Annotated in this window: 16 protein-coding genes; 12 read left to right on the forward strand and 4 right to left on the reverse strand. The window is 58.1% G+C overall.

Annotated features, from left to right (window positions below):
• The first annotated feature begins 1 nt into the window (after position 1).
• From cheR to N7578_RS11560, 9 genes are all read left to right on the forward strand, one after another.
• Positions 2–910: a protein-glutamate O-methyltransferase CheR gene (gene cheR, locus N7578_RS11520; protein WP_311110465.1), complete on the forward strand. Its 909-nt coding sequence runs from the start codon at positions 2–4 to the stop codon at positions 908–910.
• Positions 907–1,953: a protein-glutamate O-methylesterase CheB gene (cheB, locus tag N7578_RS11525; RefSeq protein WP_311110466.1), complete on the forward strand. Its 1,047-nt coding sequence runs from the start codon at positions 907–909 to the stop codon at positions 1,951–1,953. Before cheR ends, cheB begins: the two co-directional genes overlap by 4 nt.
• On the forward strand, positions 1,953–2,342 hold the full coding sequence (gene cheY2 / locus N7578_RS11530) for a chemotaxis response regulator CheY2 (protein ID WP_311110467.1): 390 nt from the start codon (positions 1,953–1,955) through the stop codon (positions 2,340–2,342). Before cheB ends, cheY2 begins: the two co-directional genes overlap by 1 nt.
• On the forward strand, positions 2,339–2,884 hold the full coding sequence (gene cheD, locus N7578_RS11535) for a chemoreceptor glutamine deamidase CheD (protein ID WP_311110468.1): 546 nt from the start codon (positions 2,339–2,341) through the stop codon (positions 2,882–2,884). The genes cheY2 and cheD overlap by 4 nt, the downstream gene beginning before the upstream one ends.
• Positions 2,885–2,897: 13 nt before the next feature.
• On the forward strand, positions 2,898–3,281 hold the full coding sequence (locus tag N7578_RS11540) for a chemotaxis protein CheT (RefSeq protein ID WP_311110469.1): 384 nt from the start codon (positions 2,898–2,900) through the stop codon (positions 3,279–3,281).
• 126 nt (positions 3,282–3,407) lie between these two features.
• On the forward strand, positions 3,408–5,090 hold the full coding sequence (fliF, locus tag N7578_RS11545) for a flagellar basal-body MS-ring/collar protein FliF (protein WP_311110470.1): 1,683 nt from the start codon (positions 3,408–3,410) through the stop codon (positions 5,088–5,090).
• A gap of 370 nt (positions 5,091–5,460) precedes the next feature.
• Positions 5,461–6,192, forward strand: coding sequence for a transcriptional regulator VisN (visN, locus tag N7578_RS11550; protein WP_311110471.1), 732 nt, complete (start codon positions 5,461–5,463; stop codon positions 6,190–6,192).
• A gap of 10 nt (positions 6,193–6,202) precedes the next feature.
• On the forward strand, positions 6,203–6,946 hold the full coding sequence (visR, locus tag N7578_RS11555) for a transcriptional regulator VisR (RefSeq protein WP_311110472.1): 744 nt from the start codon (positions 6,203–6,205) through the stop codon (positions 6,944–6,946).
• A 140-nt stretch (positions 6,947–7,086) separates the two neighbouring features.
• On the forward strand, positions 7,087–8,934 hold the full coding sequence (locus N7578_RS11560; RefSeq protein ID WP_311110473.1) for a methyl-accepting chemotaxis protein: 1,848 nt from the start codon (positions 7,087–7,089) through the stop codon (positions 8,932–8,934).
• A gap of 21 nt (positions 8,935–8,955) precedes the next feature.
• Here the strand turns inward: N7578_RS11560 and N7578_RS11565 are convergent, their stop codons facing one another.
• A complete protein-coding gene (locus tag N7578_RS11565; protein WP_311110474.1) occupies positions 8,956–12,465 on the reverse strand; it encodes a hybrid sensor histidine kinase/response regulator in 3,510 nt (1,169 codons plus the stop codon).
• A gap of 219 nt (positions 12,466–12,684) precedes the next feature.
• Between N7578_RS11565 and mscL the strand changes: the two genes are divergently transcribed.
• The 3 genes from mscL (at position 12,685) to galE (ending at position 15,784) form a co-directional block, all read left to right on the forward strand.
• A complete protein-coding gene (gene mscL / locus N7578_RS11570) occupies positions 12,685–13,113 on the forward strand; it encodes a large conductance mechanosensitive channel protein MscL (RefSeq protein ID WP_311110475.1) in 429 nt (142 codons plus the stop codon).
• Between the two features lie 156 nt (positions 13,114–13,269).
• Entirely contained in the window at positions 13,270–14,436 is a 1,167-nt protein-coding gene (locus N7578_RS11575) for a pyridoxal phosphate-dependent aminotransferase (RefSeq protein ID WP_311110476.1), read from the forward strand.
• Positions 14,437–14,752: 316 nt separating this feature from the next.
• Positions 14,753–15,784: a UDP-glucose 4-epimerase GalE gene (gene galE, locus N7578_RS11580; RefSeq protein WP_311110477.1), complete on the forward strand. Its 1,032-nt coding sequence runs from the start codon at positions 14,753–14,755 to the stop codon at positions 15,782–15,784.
• A 127-nt stretch (positions 15,785–15,911) separates the two neighbouring features.
• Here the strand turns inward: galE and yacG are convergent, their stop codons facing one another.
• From yacG to infA, 3 genes are read right to left on the reverse strand one after another with little or no spacing between them, the layout of a single operon-like run.
• Entirely contained in the window at positions 15,912–16,136 is a 225-nt protein-coding gene (yacG, locus tag N7578_RS11585) for a DNA gyrase inhibitor YacG (RefSeq protein ID WP_311110478.1), read from the reverse strand.
• A gap of 3 nt (positions 16,137–16,139) precedes the next feature.
• Complete coding sequence (locus N7578_RS11590) at positions 16,140–16,763, reverse strand: Maf-like protein (protein WP_311110479.1); 624 nt, start codon at positions 16,761–16,763, stop codon at positions 16,140–16,142.
• 21 nt (positions 16,764–16,784) lie between these two features.
• Positions 16,785–17,003: a translation initiation factor IF-1 gene (gene infA, locus N7578_RS11595; protein ID WP_004432473.1), complete on the reverse strand. Its 219-nt coding sequence runs from the start codon at positions 17,001–17,003 to the stop codon at positions 16,785–16,787.
• Between the last annotated feature and the right edge of the window lie 99 nt (positions 17,004–17,102).

The raw sequence follows: 17,102 nt of genomic DNA on the forward strand, positions 1-17,102 counted from the left end.
CATGGCAGCACTTAATTTCAGCGATCAGCGTCAATCCCCGGACGAAGTTCTCGCGAGCGGCGAATACCCGCTGACCCGGCGCGATCTTTCCGAAATTGCTGCGATGATCTACGCGGATGCGGGCATCTATCTGAACGATACGAAAGCATCGCTGGTCTATTCGCGGCTGTCGAAGCATATTCGCAGTCTCGGTCTTCCCGGCTTTCGCGCATATTGCACTCTGGTGTCCTCACCGGAAGGTGCCCCGGCTCGTCGTGAGATGCTGTCGCATCTCACGACCAATTTCACGCGGTTCTTCCGGGAAAACCATCATTTCGAGCATCTGCGCGATACGGTGCTTCCGGGGCTGGTGGCGCGTGCCAAGGCGGGTGGGCGCGTCAGGATCTGGTCTGCCGCCTGCTCTGACGGGCAGGAACCCTATTCCATTGCGCTGACCGTACTGGCAATGTTTCCCAATGCTGCGGATTACGATTTCAAGATCCTCGCAACCGACATCGACCCGAAAATCCTGGCGCAGGCCCGCGCCGGCATCTATGATGAAAACGCCCTGGAAACCGTTTCTCCTGCCATGCGCAAGCAATGGTTCGCTGAAGTGGATGCGGGCGGGCGCCGCAAGTTCCGGATCGATGACAAGGTGAAGCGTCTCATCACCTTCAACGAACTGAACCTGATGACGCAGTGGCCTTTCAAGGGCAATTTCGACGTCATTTTCTGCCGCAACGTCGTTATCTATTTCGATGAACCGACACAGATGCGCATCTGGTCCCGTTTCGCGGCCCTGCTGCCGGAAGGTGGTCATCTGTATATCGGTCATTCCGAAAGGGTTGCTGGCGACGCCAAGAACCTCTTCGATAATACCGGCATCACGACCTATCGGCTGATCGGCCACAAGTCGGGGAGGCATGTATGAACGCGCCAGCGCGGGTACTTGTCGTCGATGACTCGCCCACGATGCGCGGGCTCATCTCGGCGGTTCTGAAAGCCGACCCGGATGTCGAGGTCGTGGGCCAGGCAGGCAATGCCATGGAAGCACGCGCCGCCATCAAGCAGCTCGATCCCGATGTCGTGACGCTCGATATCGAGATGCCGGAAATGAACGGCCTGGAGTTCCTCGAAAAGATCATGCGGCTTCGCCCGATGCCGGTCATCATGGTGTCGTCATTGACGCATCGCGGTGCTGATGCCTCGCTGGCCGCGCTGGAAATTGGTGCTTTCGATTGCGTTGGTAAACCGGCGCCGGGCGATGCACGCCCGTTTGGCGATCTGGCTGACAAGGTAAAGGCCGCTGCCCGCTCCGGCTATCGCGCGGTTCGACCGCAAACGCCTGCTGCTCCGCAACAGGTCGCGGTTGCCGAATACCGGGCAGGACGCAAGGTCGTGGCGATCGGATCTTCCACCGGTGGCGTCGAGGCCCTGATCGCGGTGCTCCAGAAGTTCCCGGTGAATTGCCCTCCGACAGTCATCACCCAGCATATGCCGCCGACGTTCACCAGAAGCTTTGCCGAAAGGCTTAACCGCATCTGCGCGCCGGTGGTGGAGGAAGCAACGGATGGCGCGCGCCTCCAGACCGGCAAGATCTATCTCGCGCCGGGTGGGGAGCGCCATCTGCAGATTGCCAATCGTGCAGCCCCGTGCTGCCGTCTGGTCGAGCGAGATCCGGTCAATGGTCATCGCCCGTCGGTCGATGTCCTGTTCGATTCTGTCGCCGAACTCGCCGGGCGAAACGCTGTCGGCGTCATCCTCACCGGTATGGGGCGCGATGGCGCAGCCGGACTTTTGAAGATGCGTCATGCCGGCGCGCGAACGGTCGGCCAGAACGAAAAAACCTGTGTTGTTTACGGCATGCCCAGAGTGGCCCACGAACTGGGTGCTGTCGAACAGCAATTGCCGTTGGCTTCCATCGGCGAAGAAATCCTGAAATTAACCACTGCCCGTAAAGAAGGTTCTGACTAATGTCTCTCGCAGAAAAAATCAAAGTTCTGATCGTCGACGATCAGGTGACCAGCCGGCTGCTGCTGAGCGATGCCTTGACGCAGCTCGGCTTCAAGCAGATCACCGCCGCCGGTGACGGCGAACAGGGAATGAAGATCATGGAGCAGCAGCCCCATCATCTCGTCATTTCCGACTTCAATATGCCGAAAATGGACGGTCTGGGCTTCCTGCAAGCCGTTCGCACCAACCCGAACACCAAGAAAGCCGCATTCATCATCCTCACGGCCCAGGGCGACCGCGCGCTGGTGCAGAAGGCAGCTCAGCTCGGGGCGAACAACGTTCTGGCCAAGCCCTTCACGATCGAAAAAATGAAGGCTGCCATCGAGGCTGTTTTTGGATCGCTGAAATGATCGAAACTGCGGCCAAGCGCGTCCATATTATTCAGGGGGAATACAAGGTCATCAGTGATCCCGATGTGGTCCTGACGACACTTCTTGGTTCGTGCGTGGCTGCCTGTCTGAGAGACCCTGTTGCCGGTGTCGGAGGAATGAATCATTTCCTCCTGCCGGGAACCGGGGGAACAACGGGCGGAGATGCGACGCGCTATGGCGTGCATCTCATGGAGCTGCTGATCAACGGCCTTCTCAAGAAAGGCGCGCGTCGCGATCGTCTTGAAGCGAAGGTCTTTGGTGGGGCCAAGACGATTGCCAGCTTCTCCAACGTCGGGGAACAGAACGCTGTCTTTGCCATGCAGTTCCTGAAAGACGAAGGTATCCGTGTCATCAGCTCCTCTACGGGCGGGGAGCATGGGCGGAAAATCGAGTTCTGGCCGGTTTCCGGTCGGGCCAGACAACACCCGCTTACCGGCGCGGAAGCGCAGAAGACCGTCGCTCTCGAAACACGTCCGGCTCCAGCACCCAAACCGGTCGCCAGCGACATCGAATTTTTCTAGTACGGAGTTATCAATGCAGATCGCCGACCTCCCCGGTTCACCTCCGTTCGAAGAAGCGCTGCCGGACGTTCTGATGCGCGTCGTGTCGGAACTGCACGATGTCGCATATCTTATAGAGCGCATCGAGCCGCAACTGCTTGAACTCGCGGATGGCGCCTTGTCTCCCGAGGGCGTGAAGCTGCTGCAAGGCATCGATCTGGCGGTTCAGAAGACCCGTGGGCTTGCCGAGTTCATCGACACGGTTACTGGTTCCATTCCGGGCGACTGGATCGTGGATGTCAGCACGGCGCTGAGCCTGGTCAAGCTCGCGGAAATGCAGAAGGCACTTGGCTCCGCGTTGAGGCACGGCCATTCGCAGCCGCTCGACAAGGCAGCCGGCGATTTCGATCTTTTCTGAACGGGGCGGGGTTCACCCGGCTCCGGCGCCAAGTCGCAACTAGGCAACGCTCGCGCAAGCTTCGCATCCTAATGTGGAGACGGGACCATAAGGTCTCGGACTCTATGAATGACGGTGCGGAACAGAATGAATCTGTTAAATCAAATCCCTCAGGTCTTTAAGAACCTATCGGCGCTGGGGCAGACACGACTGCTGATGCTGGGTGGTGTGGGCGTTTTGTCCATGGCCATCATTCTTGCGGCAGCACTTTATGTGAACCGTCCGGCTTATGAGACCCTTTATGTGGGGCTTGAGAAAAGCGATCTGAACAAGATCAGCATTGCGCTTGCTGAAGCCAATCTCGATTTTCAGGTAGGCTCCGACGGAGCGAGCCTTCAGGTGCCTGTCGGTGCAACGAGCAAGGCACGGCTTCTTCTGGCTGAGCGCGGTCTGCCTGACAGCGCCAATGCCGGTTATGAACTTTTCGATAACGTGGGGTCGCTTGGCCTCACTTCCTTTATGCAGGAAGTGACGCGGGTCCGTGCCCTTGAAGGCGAAATTGGACGATCCATCCAGCAGATCGACGGAGTGGCGGCCGCACGCGTCCACATCGTCATGCCGGATGTCGGCAATTTCCGCCGTGGCGAGCAGAAGCCGACGGCGTCCGTCATGATCCGCGCCAGTTCGGCCGCGGGGCGCAAGGCAGCTGCATCCATCCGTCATCTCGTTGCTTCGGCCGTCCCGGGCCTCGAAGCCGATGACGTGACCTTGCTTGATTCGACCGGTCAGCTGCTTGCCTCTGGCGACGATATGGCCAATGCCGCGATGAACCGCTCGCTGACGCTTGCACAGAACGTACAGCAGGAAATCGAAACGAACATCGACAAGGCTCTGGCGCCGTTCCTAGGCATGGACAATTTCCGCTCCAGCGTCACGGCACAGCTCAACACCGATAGCCGCCAGATTCAGGAAACCGTTTATGACCCCGAATCGCGCGTCGAACGCTCTATCCGGACGGTAAAGGAAGATCAGAAGTCGCAGGAAACGCAGCCCGATACGGCGGCAACTGTGGAGCAGAATGTTCCTCAGGCCGCTCCGCAGGGCGGCGGCGGTGGTCCGCAGTCTTCCGACGAAACTGCAAAGAAAGAAGAACAGACGAACTACGAGATCAATTCCAAGACCGTGGCGACCGTAAAGAACGGTTACACCCTGGAGAAGATTTCGGTTGCCGTTGTCGTCAACAAGGGTCGGATCGCCAAGATGGTTGGCGAACCCTTCGATCAGGCGAAGATTGACGCCTACCTTGCAGAAATGCAGAAGATCGTCACCTCCGCCGCTGGCATCTCCACGGACCGCGGCGACGTGATTACCCTGACCGCCATGGATTTCCTCGAAACGCAGTTGCTGGATGAGGCTGTCGCTGGTCCTGGCATTGGGGAGGTCCTGAGCCGCAATTCGGCCGGCATCATCAACTCGCTTGCCTTCGTTGCCGTCGCCTTCCTGGTCATCTGGCTTGGTGTGCGCCCTCTGGTTCGCACCGTGGCAGGAAACGGCTCTGCGGTGGGCGAACTCAGCCAGGATGCCGCGGGTCTGGAACTACCGGACTTCGCTCCGGCCTTGGATGCGGGATCGGGTGGCCTGATGGAAGGCTTCGGCGCCGACTTCGGTTTCGACAGCACCGACGATCTGCTGGCAGGCGACGATGGCGATGGCACCTTCAATCGCCGGGTTCGCGAAGGACCGGAGCGCCGCCTCTCCCGCATGGTGGAAATCAGCGAGGAAAGAGCAGCAAAGATTCTTCGCAAGTGGGCAGTGGAAAAGGCTGCATGATTTGGACAAACGGCCGGGTTTTCCCGGCCGTTTTCGTTTTTCTGCCGTTTTGGTAGGCTATGATAGGTGAGAGAGAGGATTGCCGTTTTGGGACGCCGTTTACACAAAATTCATCAATGTTGAAATTTGCTGGGAATAGCTCAAGAATGACAATTATGAATATGCCAGCTTTTCGGTATGTTTTCTTGGAATGGACAGACAGGGAAATGCGTGGAAATGCTGGGGCCAAGGAATAGCAATTCCAAGTCGGTTCCATAGAATGAAGTGATTCGGTCTCCGGGAGCGCGCTATCAAGGTGGTGTGTTTCTTGAATGGAATGATTCCATCCCGATGTATTATCTCCCAGATGGGAGCAAGAGGGCGTAGGCGATTGAAAGTCGATGTTGATATCCGCAGGCTGTCGACCAGGCCTATGGAAGGCATGGGGAAGCCGTTGCCGCGTGATCAGCTTGCCAAGAACGTGGCGGCTTCGGCCGCCGCCGGAAACGTTGCAGGTGCACTCGACCTGCTCGTGACATATGCGGGTGCATCCCATTATCTGCTGGCACGGGACGACCTGCTCGAAGAAACCGGCCTGAAGTTTATCGTTACGTCCGATTGGCCTTTCGATCTGGTTCGCAGATTGGGCACGGAGCTTGCAAACAGCCAGAACAGATCGAGTGAGATGGAGAAGTGCCTCTCGCTGCTGCAGCCGAGATTGCTTTTCCTGCCGGACGATGTGCCTGTGCCATACGGGATTGATCGCCAGTATTCGGCGCTGTCGTTCTGCGTAGGGCGTATTCGCCTGTCACTCCTGCTGCTGTTTCCCGAAGATGCAATACCGTTGCCGGAGCGTCTTCGCGAAATTGCGCTGCTGACGGGATATTGCGTCAGCTTCGGTATTGCCAGCGAGGCCAAGGCCGTTCGCGACATTGACCTGACTGAGCGAGAGCTTGAATGCCTGTTCTGGATCGCCGAAGGCAAGACAAGCGATGAAATTGCAATGATCCTTGGAATTTCCCGCAATACGATCAATAATTACATCACAAGCGTCATGCGGAAAACCGCGACGAAAACCCGCTCGGAGGCGATTGCCTACGCCGTGCGCAACAACCTCGTATAACGGTCGGACGATGATGCAGACGAAGGACACTGAGGGTATGGGGCAGGCAGGGTCGTTTCAGCGTGGACCGGTGGTCGCGAGCAGGTCGGACCTCTTCCCTAAGCTCGTTGCAATGCAGAAGGTTCTTGGCGCACGTAATTTCGTCGTGTCGAAGGCTGCCGCTTCCGGTTTTCCGAACAAGAAAAAACTGACATGCGAGTTGGAAAACTGGGGAATGAACGCTGCCGAGCAGAGCACCCAGTTCATCCGGTCGGTTGGCGATATGCTTCTTGACCATATCGAGACATCGTTGCTGCCGGTCATCTGGCGCAACAAGAACGGCGGTGGTTTTGCGGATCTGCCGGATGTGCCGGCTTTGCTACGCAGGATCGAAAACGATGCGTTGCCTTATGCCGGTCTTGCCATGCCGGTGCGCCTTGGCACGATCGGAAACGGCTATATCGTGTTCTGCGGCACCAACCTCGTTCTCGACAACGAGGTGGTCATGGAGCAGCATATCAAGTGCTGCGAGATCATGGTGGACATGCTCGCGCTTGATGAACGCAAGGCGGCTCCTTCCGAAGCACTCAGCGAGAGGGAAATCGCCTGCTTGCAGCTTGCCGGTGACGGGCGCATCAGTGAAGAAATCGCCGTAAAGCTCGGACTTTCTGTCCACACCGTCAACGCCTATCTCGGATCGGCAACCATCAAGCTCGATTCCGTTAACCGCATCCAGGCGATCGCCAAGGCCATCCGGCTCGGCTACATTCACTAGCAGTCCATTCTCGCCAAGAACTGACGATCGGCGGTGACCCGCAGATCGTCCGCTTTACTGTGTCTGACGTCCATTTCTCTCTTTTTTAACAGTTGTCAAATAGAACTATTGCAGTTTTAGCTCTTTGAGGAACTGTTTTCATGAACAACCGGCTCTTTAAGTCCGTTGCTGGTCAGGTGGTTGGTCTAACGATAGCCTTGATAGCAGTGGCTATCGCCGCTGTCGGCACCTCCACGTATCTGCGGTTGAAAGACAACATCATGGAAACGGCGCTGCTGGATACGCGCGGCGCAATTCGTAGCATGGCCATTCTCTATGAGATGAAGGTCGGTGGCGTGACCCTGAAAATGGTCGATGGCGATCTGACAAATGTCAATCGTGCCAGCATCGGTACATTGCTGGATCATGATCTCGTTGACCGTACCGTTGCGGCAAATGGCGGTGTGGCGACGATTTTCGAAACCAAGGGCGGTGATTACGTTCGCGTTTCCACCAACGTGAAAACCGAAAAGGGTGAACGCGCGGTCGGAACGAAACTCGCCAGCGATCATCCAGCCTTCGCAAAGGTCGCGAAGGGGGAGTCCTATTTCGGAACTGCCAGCCTTTTCGGCAATAGTTACATGACAGGCTATATGCCGGTCCTCAACAAGTCCGGGGCAACCGTCGGTATTCTGTTTGCCGGTATTCCGATGAACGTTTACGCCGCCCAGATGGATGGCCTGCGGAATCTCGTGCTGCTTTGCGGCGCAATCGCCATGGTGGTCATGGGCTTTCTCGCCTATTTCATCATCAAGCGGACGTTGCGGCCACTCGGCAAGCTGACAGAGGCCGTGAAGGCCCTGTCGGAAGGAAACCTCGATACGGAAATTCCTTACACCGACAGCAAGAACGAATTCGGCAATATTGCACGCGCGTTGGGCATTTTCCGGGAAAACGCCTATGAGAAGCTGGTGATCGAAGGCCGCAGTGTGGAAGAGCGTGCAGCTGCCGATGCGGAACGTAACCGCAATGACGCCGAACGGCAGGAAACGACGCGTCAGATTGAATTCGCCGTTACGGAAATCGCTGCTGGCCTCGGCCGGCTTTCGCGTGGCGATCTGACCCGCACCATCGAAACCCCGTTTGAAGGCCGTCTCGACAGGCTTCGGGTGGACTTCAACGAGTCCCTGCTGAACCTTCGGGATGTTCTCAGCCAGATCCATGATCGCACGCTGGTCATCCAGAACAGCGGTCATGAAATGCGCCAGTCGTCCGATGATCTCTCGAAGCGGACGGAGACGCAGGCTGCGTCACTGGAAGAGACGGCCGCCGCCGTCGAGGAAATCACGGTGACGGTAAAGTCCTCCGCAATGCGGGCTCGTGAGGCCAATGACGCGGTGCGGTTGACAAAACGCAGCGCTGACGATTCCGGCTCTGTCGTGAATAACGCCGTTGAGGCCATGGGTCGGATAGAAGACGCTTCCCGCAAGATCGAGCAGATCATCGAGGTCATTGATGACATCGCGTTCCAGACCAACCTGCTCGCCCTGAATGCCGGTATTGAGGCGGCGCGCGCCGGTGAGGCGGGCAAAGGCTTCGCTGTCGTCGCCCAGGAAGTGCGTGAACTCGCGCAGCGTTCGGCCGATGCCGCTCGTGAAATCAAGCAGCTCATCAATCAGTCGACGCACGAGGTCAACTCCGGTTCGATGCTGGTTCAGGAAGCGGGCAAGGTTCTCGCGGCCATCAGCGAGCAGATAGTCACGGTCAGCAATCATGTCGAAACAATTGCCACGGCCACGCAGGACCAGTCATCCGCGCTGCATGAGGTGAACGGAACCGTCAACCAGATGGACCAGATGACCCAGCAGAACGCGGCGATGGCCGAACAGTCAAGTGCGGCAAGCCAGGTCCTGTCCAATGAGGTTGAGGCTCTGCTGGAGCTTGTGCAGCGTTTCCAGATGGAAACGCGTTCCGACAGTCACGCCGACCGGTATGTTCGTGCTGCCTGATGTTCTTTTCAAGGGCTGCCGCTATTCGGCTGCAGCCCTTGGCGGGCCGGACGCCTGATTGAGGTAAGCACGCAGTGCAGCCGGCTTGACTGGCTTGTGCTGGACGGTGATGCCGTATCTCTCCGCTGCGCTGCGTACTTCCGGACTGCGATCGGCGGTGATGAGCAGAGCGGGGATGTTCTTGCCATGGAAAGCGCGGATGAGGCGGATAGCGCTGATACCATCCCCATCATCGAGATGATAGTCGGCCACAATGATGTCCGGCGCTGTCGTGCGACTGAGGAAAGGTTCGTCAAGCATGGCAACCGCATTTGCTGGTAGTACGTCGCATCCCCAGCCATTCAGCAGCAATGTCATGCCCTCGAGAATTTTCGGTTCATTGTCTATGCACAGAACCCTTACGCCTTGAAGACGCTCCAGTCCCGTTTGCGCAATGCCCTGATCCGGCTTCCTGATCGGCGTCGTTCGCGCCGCATCGCGCTGTAGATGAATGCGGAATGTCGTGCCTTTGCCGGGTGTCGAAATCAGTTGCACGGGGTGATGCAGGACACGGGACAGGCGGTCGACGATGGAGAGGCCGAGCCCCAGGCCGGATGCTGTCTTCGCGCCTTCGTCCAGGCGGGCAAACTCCTTGAAGATCGTCCTGAACTTGGAGGCAGGTATGCCGATGCCCGAATCCGTGACCTGAATGATGACTTCGTTCCCCTTGCGGCGCGCGCCGACGATCACTTTACCGGTCAGCGTGTATTTGACGGCGTTCGACACCAGGTTCTGGATCAGGCGCCGCAGAAGATTGGGGTCGGAGCGAACGCTCAGGGATGTGGGCATGACCACGAGGTCGAGCTTCTTTTCCTGCGCCATTGGCGCGAAATCCGTCTCGATCCGGCGCAGAAGATCGTTAAGCGGGACGGACGCCATGCGGGCCTTCATGGAGCCGGTATCCAGGCGGGAAATATCGAGCACCGCGCCGAGGATCGTCTCTACGGACTCCAGCGCGGAATCGATATTGTGAACGAGATCGCGTTCGCCCGAAGCGCCAAGTCGCTCCACCAGTGACGACGAGTAGAGCCGTGCGGCGTTCAGTGGCTGTAGAATGTCGTGTCCGGCCGCCGCGAAGAAACGTGTTTTGCCGATATTCGCTTCGTCGGCGGAGGCTCGCGCCTCTGCAAGTTCCCGGTTCACGCGCGTAAGCTCGGCGGTTCGCTCCACCACGCGCTGCTCCAGCGTTTCGTTCGCCTGCTTCAACGCCTGGTCGCTCGCCACGCGCTGGGTGATATCGGTGAACGTCGCCACGATGCCCTTGTCCGGCATCGTGTTGGAACGAACCTCTATGATGCGCTCGCCGCCGGAAAGAACGAGCGAAAATGGCATGTCCATCGTCAGGAAACGGGCGATCAGCGGACCTGTTTCTCCCGCTTGAACATCACCGCGTTGCTGAAGCATGACGACGATATCAGTCAGCGGCACTCCAACCTGACCGAACTGCTCCGGCAGGTCGAGCAGCGTGCGGAAACGCCTGTTCCATATGGTCAGTTGCTGTGAACTGTCGAACACGGCAATGCCTTGATCCATCTGCGCCAGCGCCGTCTGCAGCATGTCCTGATTGTATTGCAGCGCTTCGCTGGCCTGATCCAGCAGCCAGGCAGTGTCGGCACTGGTATCTTCCGCCTTCTGCAGAATGATCGACAGCACCAGTCTGGCTGAGGAGGAGCCGATTGCACTGCCAAGCAGCTGTTCGGAAAAATGGATCAGCGCCATATCGGCTGGTTGCTCGTCGTTTAGCTTGCGACCCGCCGTCTTTTCGTAGGTCGCCAGTGAGCGCAGCATGCGTTCTTCCCCGAGATATCGGGCAATGGCGCTTTTCAGATCGCCGACGCTGACGCGGGTTTTCCAGCCGCGTGTTGCGAACTGTGATTTCGAATGGCGTTTGACGAAGATGCCTGACTGGATACGCTCGACCGGGCGCGGGTTACGCGACAGGGAACCTAGAACGAAAGCCAGCCCGTTGACGAGAAGGCTCAGCAGCACCGCATTGACGAAGGGATCGGCTTGCGGGCCGCTGAATACCGTACTGCCGGAAAACAGAAATCCGAGGACGGTGGCTGCGATATGGGAATTGTCCGGCCCGCCAAGGCTGGGAAGAAACATCAGATAGGCCCAGACGAAGAAGCCGGAGCTTAGGCCTGCAATTGCGCCGCGGGCGTTGGCTCTTCGCCAGATCAGGCCTCCGAAAACGGCAGGCGCCATCTGGGCGATGGCGGCAAAGGCGAGCAGACCGATGGAGGCAAGGCCGGATGTTGCGTCAGCCGCCCGGTAATAGGCGTAACCCAGCAGAAGAACGGCGAAGATCGCAGTCCTTCGGATGTTCAGCAGGGTCTTGGCGAAGTTGTCCCGATGCGGCGAACGGTTGAGAAGCTTCTGCCGAAGAAAGATCGGCATAACGATGTCGTTGGAAATCATCACCGACAGCGCAACCGACGCCACGATGACCATCGCCGTGGCAGCTGAGAACCCGCCGATGAAGGCTATCAGCGAGACAACCGGCATTTCGTGCGACAGGGGTAGCTGAAGCACGTAAAGGTCGGCATCGCCGGTACCGCCAAATTTCAGGATACCGGCAACGGCAATCGGCAGAACGAATATGTTGATGGCGATGAGATAGAGCGGGAACAGGATTCCCGCGATGCGCAATTCACGCGGGGTGCGGTTTTCAACGACGGTGACGTGAAACTGCCGCGGCAACAGGATGATGGCGAAAGCCGACAGCATCGTCAGCACGATCCAGCGGCTGATGGGCGTCTGATAGGCGATTGCATGCATCGCCTGTTCGTTGGCCGCGGCCAGCCGCCATAGTTCGGAGGGGCCGTCAAACAGAATGAAGACAACGTAGAAGCCGACGGTGCACATCGCCACAAGCTTGACGACCGACTCCATCGAGATCGCCAGAATAAGTCCGTCCTGATGCTCCGTGGCATCCGTATGGCGCGTACCGAAAATGACGGCGAAGCCTGCCATGACGAGGGTAACGACAAGAGGCAGGTCGAGGAAATAGAGGTTGCCGCTGCCGATGCCGTAGTCGCCCGGATCCACCATGGTCGCAACGGAGCTGGAAACCGCCTTCAGCTGCAGCGCGATATAGGGGATCGCTCCCACCAGTGCGATGACTGCGACAATCATGGCAACGGTGGAGTTCTTGCCATAGCGCGCAGCGATGAAGTCGGCGACGGAGGTCAGCTTCTCCGCCTTTGCCAGCTCGACGATGCGGCGGATGACGGGCATGCCAATGGTGAAGGCTAGGATGGGGCCGGTGTAGATGCCGAGGAATTCAAGCCCTCGGTCAGCCGCAAGCCCTACGCCGCCGAAATAGGTCCAGGAGGTGCAGTAGACGGCAAGGCTCAGCGCATAGACGAAGGGACGCCCTTTTTGCGGAGCGTTTCTTTTCCGGCTGTTGCTGTCGCCATAACTTGCCACTGCGAACAGCAGCAGGACATAGGCGAATGCCGAACCGAATATGACCCATCCAGGAAGCACGCATCCTCCCCATGCAGGAACTTCTCCAAACACAGCATAGGGGAATTTCAGGCGGTTGAGAATGCTGGTGGTCTGAGCAAAAAGTTCAACGTCCGCCTGAAATAATCTAATAAAGACAATCTTGATGGATTCCCTACAGCGCGTGGAAGCTGTATCGTTCACGCCGTAGGGACAGTCATACTGCTTCAGCCTCAGAAGCCGGAGAGAGGGACAATCTGGATGCTTAACGAATTTAAAACGTTCATCGCCCGCGGCAATGTCATGGACCTTGCCGTCGGTGTCATTATCGGTGCCGCTTTCAGCAAGATCGTCGATTCCGTCGTCAACGATCTCATTATGCCGATCGTTGGTGCGATCTTCGGCGGTTTCGATTTTTCGAACTACTTCCTGCCGCTGAGCTCCAGCGTTACCGCCACCTCGCTTGCAGCGGCCCGTGATCAGGGTGCCGTTTTTGCGTATGGCAACTTTCTGACGGTTGCTATCAACTTCCTGATCCTGGCGTGGATCATTTTCCTGATGGTCAAGGGCGTCAACAAGCTCCGCACATCGGTTGAGCGTCAGAAGGTCGAGGAGAAGTCCGAGCCTGCGCCGCCGCCGGAAGACGTCAAGCTGTTGACGGAAATCCGCGATCTGCTGAAGACCCGCTAAGCCCGAATTTCTTCCCGGTCTGACTCGAGGTCAGCCGAAACTGGCCGTTGGCCGGACCGGGAAACAATCCATAACGAAAATCCATCTTCGCCTCACGGAATATCATGCATATCGGCCGTTCGATGCGATAAGACGACACCAAACGGAGTGTCTTTTATGTCCATTATGAACAGCCTGAGTACGCGTGCTCTGGCCGCTCCCCAGAGCGGCATTGTCGAGGTCAAGAACTATGCCCGCGGGCGTGACAATCTCCTGCCGCTTTGGGTCGGCGAAGGCGATCTGCCGAGCCCCGATTTCATCAACCAGGCTGCCATCGATGCACTGAACAATGGTGAAACATTCTATACCTGGCAGGCCGGTATCCCCGAGTTGCGTCAGGCGTTGAGCCGCTATTACAGCCGGCATTTCTCCGCAACGCTGCCTGAAGAACATTTCTACGTGACCGGTTCCGGCATGCAGGCGATCGCGCTTGCCGTGCAGGCTCTGACATCTCCTGGCGACGAGATGGTCTATTTAACGCCGACCTGGCCGAACATTGTCGCAGCCATCGGTGTGGCTGGCGCCAAAGCGGTTGCCGTCGGCATCGATTTCCGCGATGGCGGCTGGCACCTCGATATCGGCAAGCTGGAAAGTGCCATCACGCCGAAGACCAAGGCGCTGTTCATCAACACGCCATCCAATCCGACAGGCTGGACTGCGACGCAGGATAATCTGCGTGACATTCTTGCGCTGGCCCGTAAACACGGCCTGTGGATCGTCGCAGACGAAATCTACGCGCTTTACCACTACGCTGATGGTCGCGCACCCTCGTTCCTCGATGTGATGGAACCCGACGACCGGATCGTTTTCGCAAATTCCTTCTCGAAGAACTGGTCCATGACCGGCTGGCGCGTGGGCTGGCTCGCTGCCCCGCCGGAAATCGGGCAGGTCATCGAAAACCTCATTCAGTATTCCACGTCCGGTGTGGCGCAGTTCATGCAGCGCGGCGCTGTCGCGGCGCTCGACCACGGCGACGATTTCATTCGCGAGAACTATGCTCGGGCGCTGAAGTCGCGCGATATTCTCTGCGATGCGCTCATCGCCACGAACCGGGTGGAAACGCTGAAGCCTGACGGCGCGCTGTATGCCTTCCTGAAGGTGGACGGTGTGACCGACAGCCGCCTGGCCGCATTGGATATTGTCGACAGAACGGGCGTCGGCCTTGCACCCGGAACGGCCTTCGGTCAGGGTGGCGAACTCTTCCTGCGCGCCTGCTTCCTGCGCAATCCGACGCAGATCGAGGACGCGGCCGACCGGCTCTCTTCCTACATTCTCAGCCGCTAAGGCCTTCGGGCCGCATCTCGCGGCTCTCGTTGAGATACGCGACCTTATCACACCGCCTTGATGTTTTCACAACTTCAAGGCGGTGTGTTGCGTCGATATCATCGACCCGCTGAACCTTTTGTGGTATTTATCCTGACATTGCGGTTCAGACTGACCTTTTGAGCCAATCGATAAAATTCTCCCTATTGCCATAACTTCCCGTAAGCCACGTCTGCAAACAGGCAGCCGAAGGCACGCGTGTTCGCCATGCAAGTAATCAATGATGAAGAATTATTGGATTTGATGACTGCAACAAAAGACAACAGGGAAGAGTGTCATGGGTGTTCTGGTCACAGGCGGGGCTGGCTATATCGGCAGTCACATGGTGTGGGCGTTGCTCGATGCCGGTGAGGACGTCGTTGTCGTGGACAGGCTGTCGACGGGGTCACGATGGGCGGTTGCGCCACAGGCGCGCTTCTATCTCGGCGATGCGGCGGACGGTGCGCTGCTCGGCCAGATTTTCGAAGAGAACCAGATCGATGCCATCTTTCATTTTGCGGGTTCGCTCAGCGTTCCTGACTCGATCCGTAGCCCGCTGGAATATTATGAAAACAACACCGGTACGACGCGTGCGCTTCTCAGCGTTGCCGTGAAGCATGGTGTCCGCAACTTCATCTTTTCCTCGACCGCAGCGGTTTACGGAACGCAGCCCTTCGATGGCCCAGTTGCGGAAACAGCGGTCCTCAGCCCTGAAAATCCATATGGAATGTCAAAGCTGGCATCCGAGATCATGTTGCGTGATGTTGCTCAGGCGCACGACTTGAATTACGTGGCGCTACGTTACTTCAATGTGGCTGGCGCGGACGTGCAGGGCAGGGCAGGGCCGTCGCCAACCGGCGTGGCGAACCTGATAAGGGTGGCCTGCGAAGCAGCGGTTGGACGGCGCGAACAGGTCGAGGTCTACGGAACGGATTATCCGACTGCCGACGGCACCGGCGTGCGCGATTATATCCACGTCAGTGACCTGATCGACGCTCACCTCTTGGCCATGAAGCACCTGCGCGCCGGAGGAGAAACAAAAACGCTCAACTGCGGTTACGGCGTCGGTTATTCGGTGCTTGAGGTTCTGCAGGCGATAATACAGGAATCCGGTCGCGATTTTCCGGTTCTTTACCGTGCCCGCCGCCCCGGCGATGTGGGGGCTATGGTTGCGGATTCCACCCGGATCCAGTCGGAACTGGGCTGGCGGCCTCGTCACAATGATCTGAGGACCATCGTTCGCACAGCCCTGCAATGGGAAGAAAAGCGCGAAGCGCGCCGTAACGATCTGATCCAGCCCGTCAGACGCAGACTGGCGGCCATAGGTTGATGGCGAGCTGCGTTGACTGACGGCGGATCAGAGGCGAGAAAACCGGGATATCGGTTTTTACGTGCTCGGCCGCTTACACAAAAATGGACGTTTTGACAGACCCGCCGCTTGCAGCAACGGATTACTTTCAGTCGTTGGCGGTCCTGTCGCCGTTTTGTCGGTCGGGGCTGCTTTCGTCGTCTGCAACGGGAATGGCGTAGGCGCCGTTCAGCCAGCGGGCGAGGTCGAGAGACCGGCAGCGATCCGAGCAGAACGGATAGTTTTCACGCGTCGATGCACGACCGCATTCCGGGCAGGGCTGCGATTTGCGAAGCGGGGTGACCTTTCCCGTGCCTTTGGATGCTTCCGCCATCGATTATCCTTCGAGCCAGCCCGTCGTTACGTCAAATCCCTCGCCAGCCAGCAGCGTGGACGTTTCATATAGCGGCAGGCCGACCACGTTGGTGTAGGAACCGGTGAGCTTCTGGACAAAGCAGCCTGCAATGCCCTGAATTCCGTAGGCGCCAGCCTTGCCGCGCCATTGTCCGGATGCGATGTAGCTGTCGATCTCGCGGGTGGACAGCCGCTTGAAACGGACTTTCGTTTCGGCGACCTTCTGGCGAACCTTGCCGCCCGGCGTAATGAGGCAGATGCCGGTATAGACCCAGTGGCTGCGACCCGAGAGCAGATGCAGGGCCGCCGAGGCGTCTTCCGTGTACTCCGCCTTACCGACAATGCGGCGCCCGACCGCGACCACCGTGTCCGAACCAAGCACGTAGGCATCCTTCCAGGCGTGCTCGTGCCTGATGACGCCATAGGCGGCTTCCGCCTTCTGCAGAGACAGGCGGCGACACAGCGTGCGCGGATGTTCCAGCTTTGCGGGTGTCTCGTCGATATCCATCGGCATCAGACGCGCCGGCTCGATGCCGATCTGATGCAGCAGTTCCAGACGCCGCGGTGAGCCGGATGCCAGAACGAGCTTTTGTTTGGTGTCAGTCATGCCGCTGATGCCGAAAACGGATTACTTGAAACGATAGGTGATGCGGCCCTTGGTCAGGTCGTACGGGGTCATTTCTACAAGAACCTTGTCACCTGCCAGAACGCGAATACGGTTCTTGCGCATACGGCCAGCCGTATGGGCGATGATTTCGTGTTCGTTTTCCAGCTTGACGCGGAACGTTGCGTTCGGCAGCAATTCGGTTACGATGCCCGGAAATTCGAGGACTTCTTCTTTTGTCATGTAAGAGTTTTCTTCCTGTTGATGATGCCGGACGTCTCGCGTCCGGTAAAATTGCGCGGAAACTACACAATCCCCGCACATTTGTGAACCTCTAGACGG

Origin of the sequence: Agrobacterium tumefaciens, from assembly GCF_031801495.1 — a bacterium.
Classification (GTDB): domain Bacteria; phylum Pseudomonadota; class Alphaproteobacteria; order Rhizobiales; family Rhizobiaceae; genus Agrobacterium; species Agrobacterium tumefaciens_K.

What these genes read in the sequence shown, in the direction of transcription:
- galE (WP_311110477.1), top strand. Translation starts at nt 14,753, where the DNA reads ATGGGTGTTCTGGTCACAGGCGGGGCTGGCTATATCGGCAGTCACATG.
- mscL (WP_311110475.1), top strand. Translation starts at nt 12,685, where the DNA reads ATGCTTAACGAATTTAAAACGTTCATCGCCCGCGGCAATGTCATGGAC.
- cheR (WP_311110465.1), top strand. Translation starts at nt 2, where the DNA reads ATGGCAGCACTTAATTTCAGCGATCAGCGTCAATCCCCGGACGAAGTT.
- cheB (WP_311110466.1), top strand. Translation starts at nt 907, where the DNA reads ATGAACGCGCCAGCGCGGGTACTTGTCGTCGATGACTCGCCCACGATG.
- infA (WP_004432473.1), bottom strand. Translation starts at nt 17,003, where the DNA reads ATGACAAAAGAAGAAGTCCTCGAATTTCCGGGCATCGTAACCGAATTG.
- yacG (WP_311110478.1), bottom strand. Translation starts at nt 16,136, where the DNA reads ATGGCGGAAGCATCCAAAGGCACGGGAAAGGTCACCCCGCTTCGCAAA.
- N7578_RS11575 (WP_311110476.1), top strand. Translation starts at nt 13,270, where the DNA reads ATGTCCATTATGAACAGCCTGAGTACGCGTGCTCTGGCCGCTCCCCAG.
- fliF (WP_311110470.1), top strand. Translation starts at nt 3,408, where the DNA reads ATGAATCTGTTAAATCAAATCCCTCAGGTCTTTAAGAACCTATCGGCG.
- N7578_RS11590 (WP_311110479.1), bottom strand. Translation starts at nt 16,763, where the DNA reads ATGACTGACACCAAACAAAAGCTCGTTCTGGCATCCGGCTCACCGCGG.
- visR (WP_311110472.1), top strand. Translation starts at nt 6,203, where the DNA reads ATGATGCAGACGAAGGACACTGAGGGTATGGGGCAGGCAGGGTCGTTT.
- cheY2 (WP_311110467.1), top strand. Translation starts at nt 1,953, where the DNA reads ATGTCTCTCGCAGAAAAAATCAAAGTTCTGATCGTCGACGATCAGGTG.
- N7578_RS11540 (WP_311110469.1), top strand. Translation starts at nt 2,898, where the DNA reads ATGCAGATCGCCGACCTCCCCGGTTCACCTCCGTTCGAAGAAGCGCTG.
- N7578_RS11560 (WP_311110473.1), top strand. Translation starts at nt 7,087, where the DNA reads ATGAACAACCGGCTCTTTAAGTCCGTTGCTGGTCAGGTGGTTGGTCTA.
- cheD (WP_311110468.1), top strand. Translation starts at nt 2,339, where the DNA reads ATGATCGAAACTGCGGCCAAGCGCGTCCATATTATTCAGGGGGAATAC.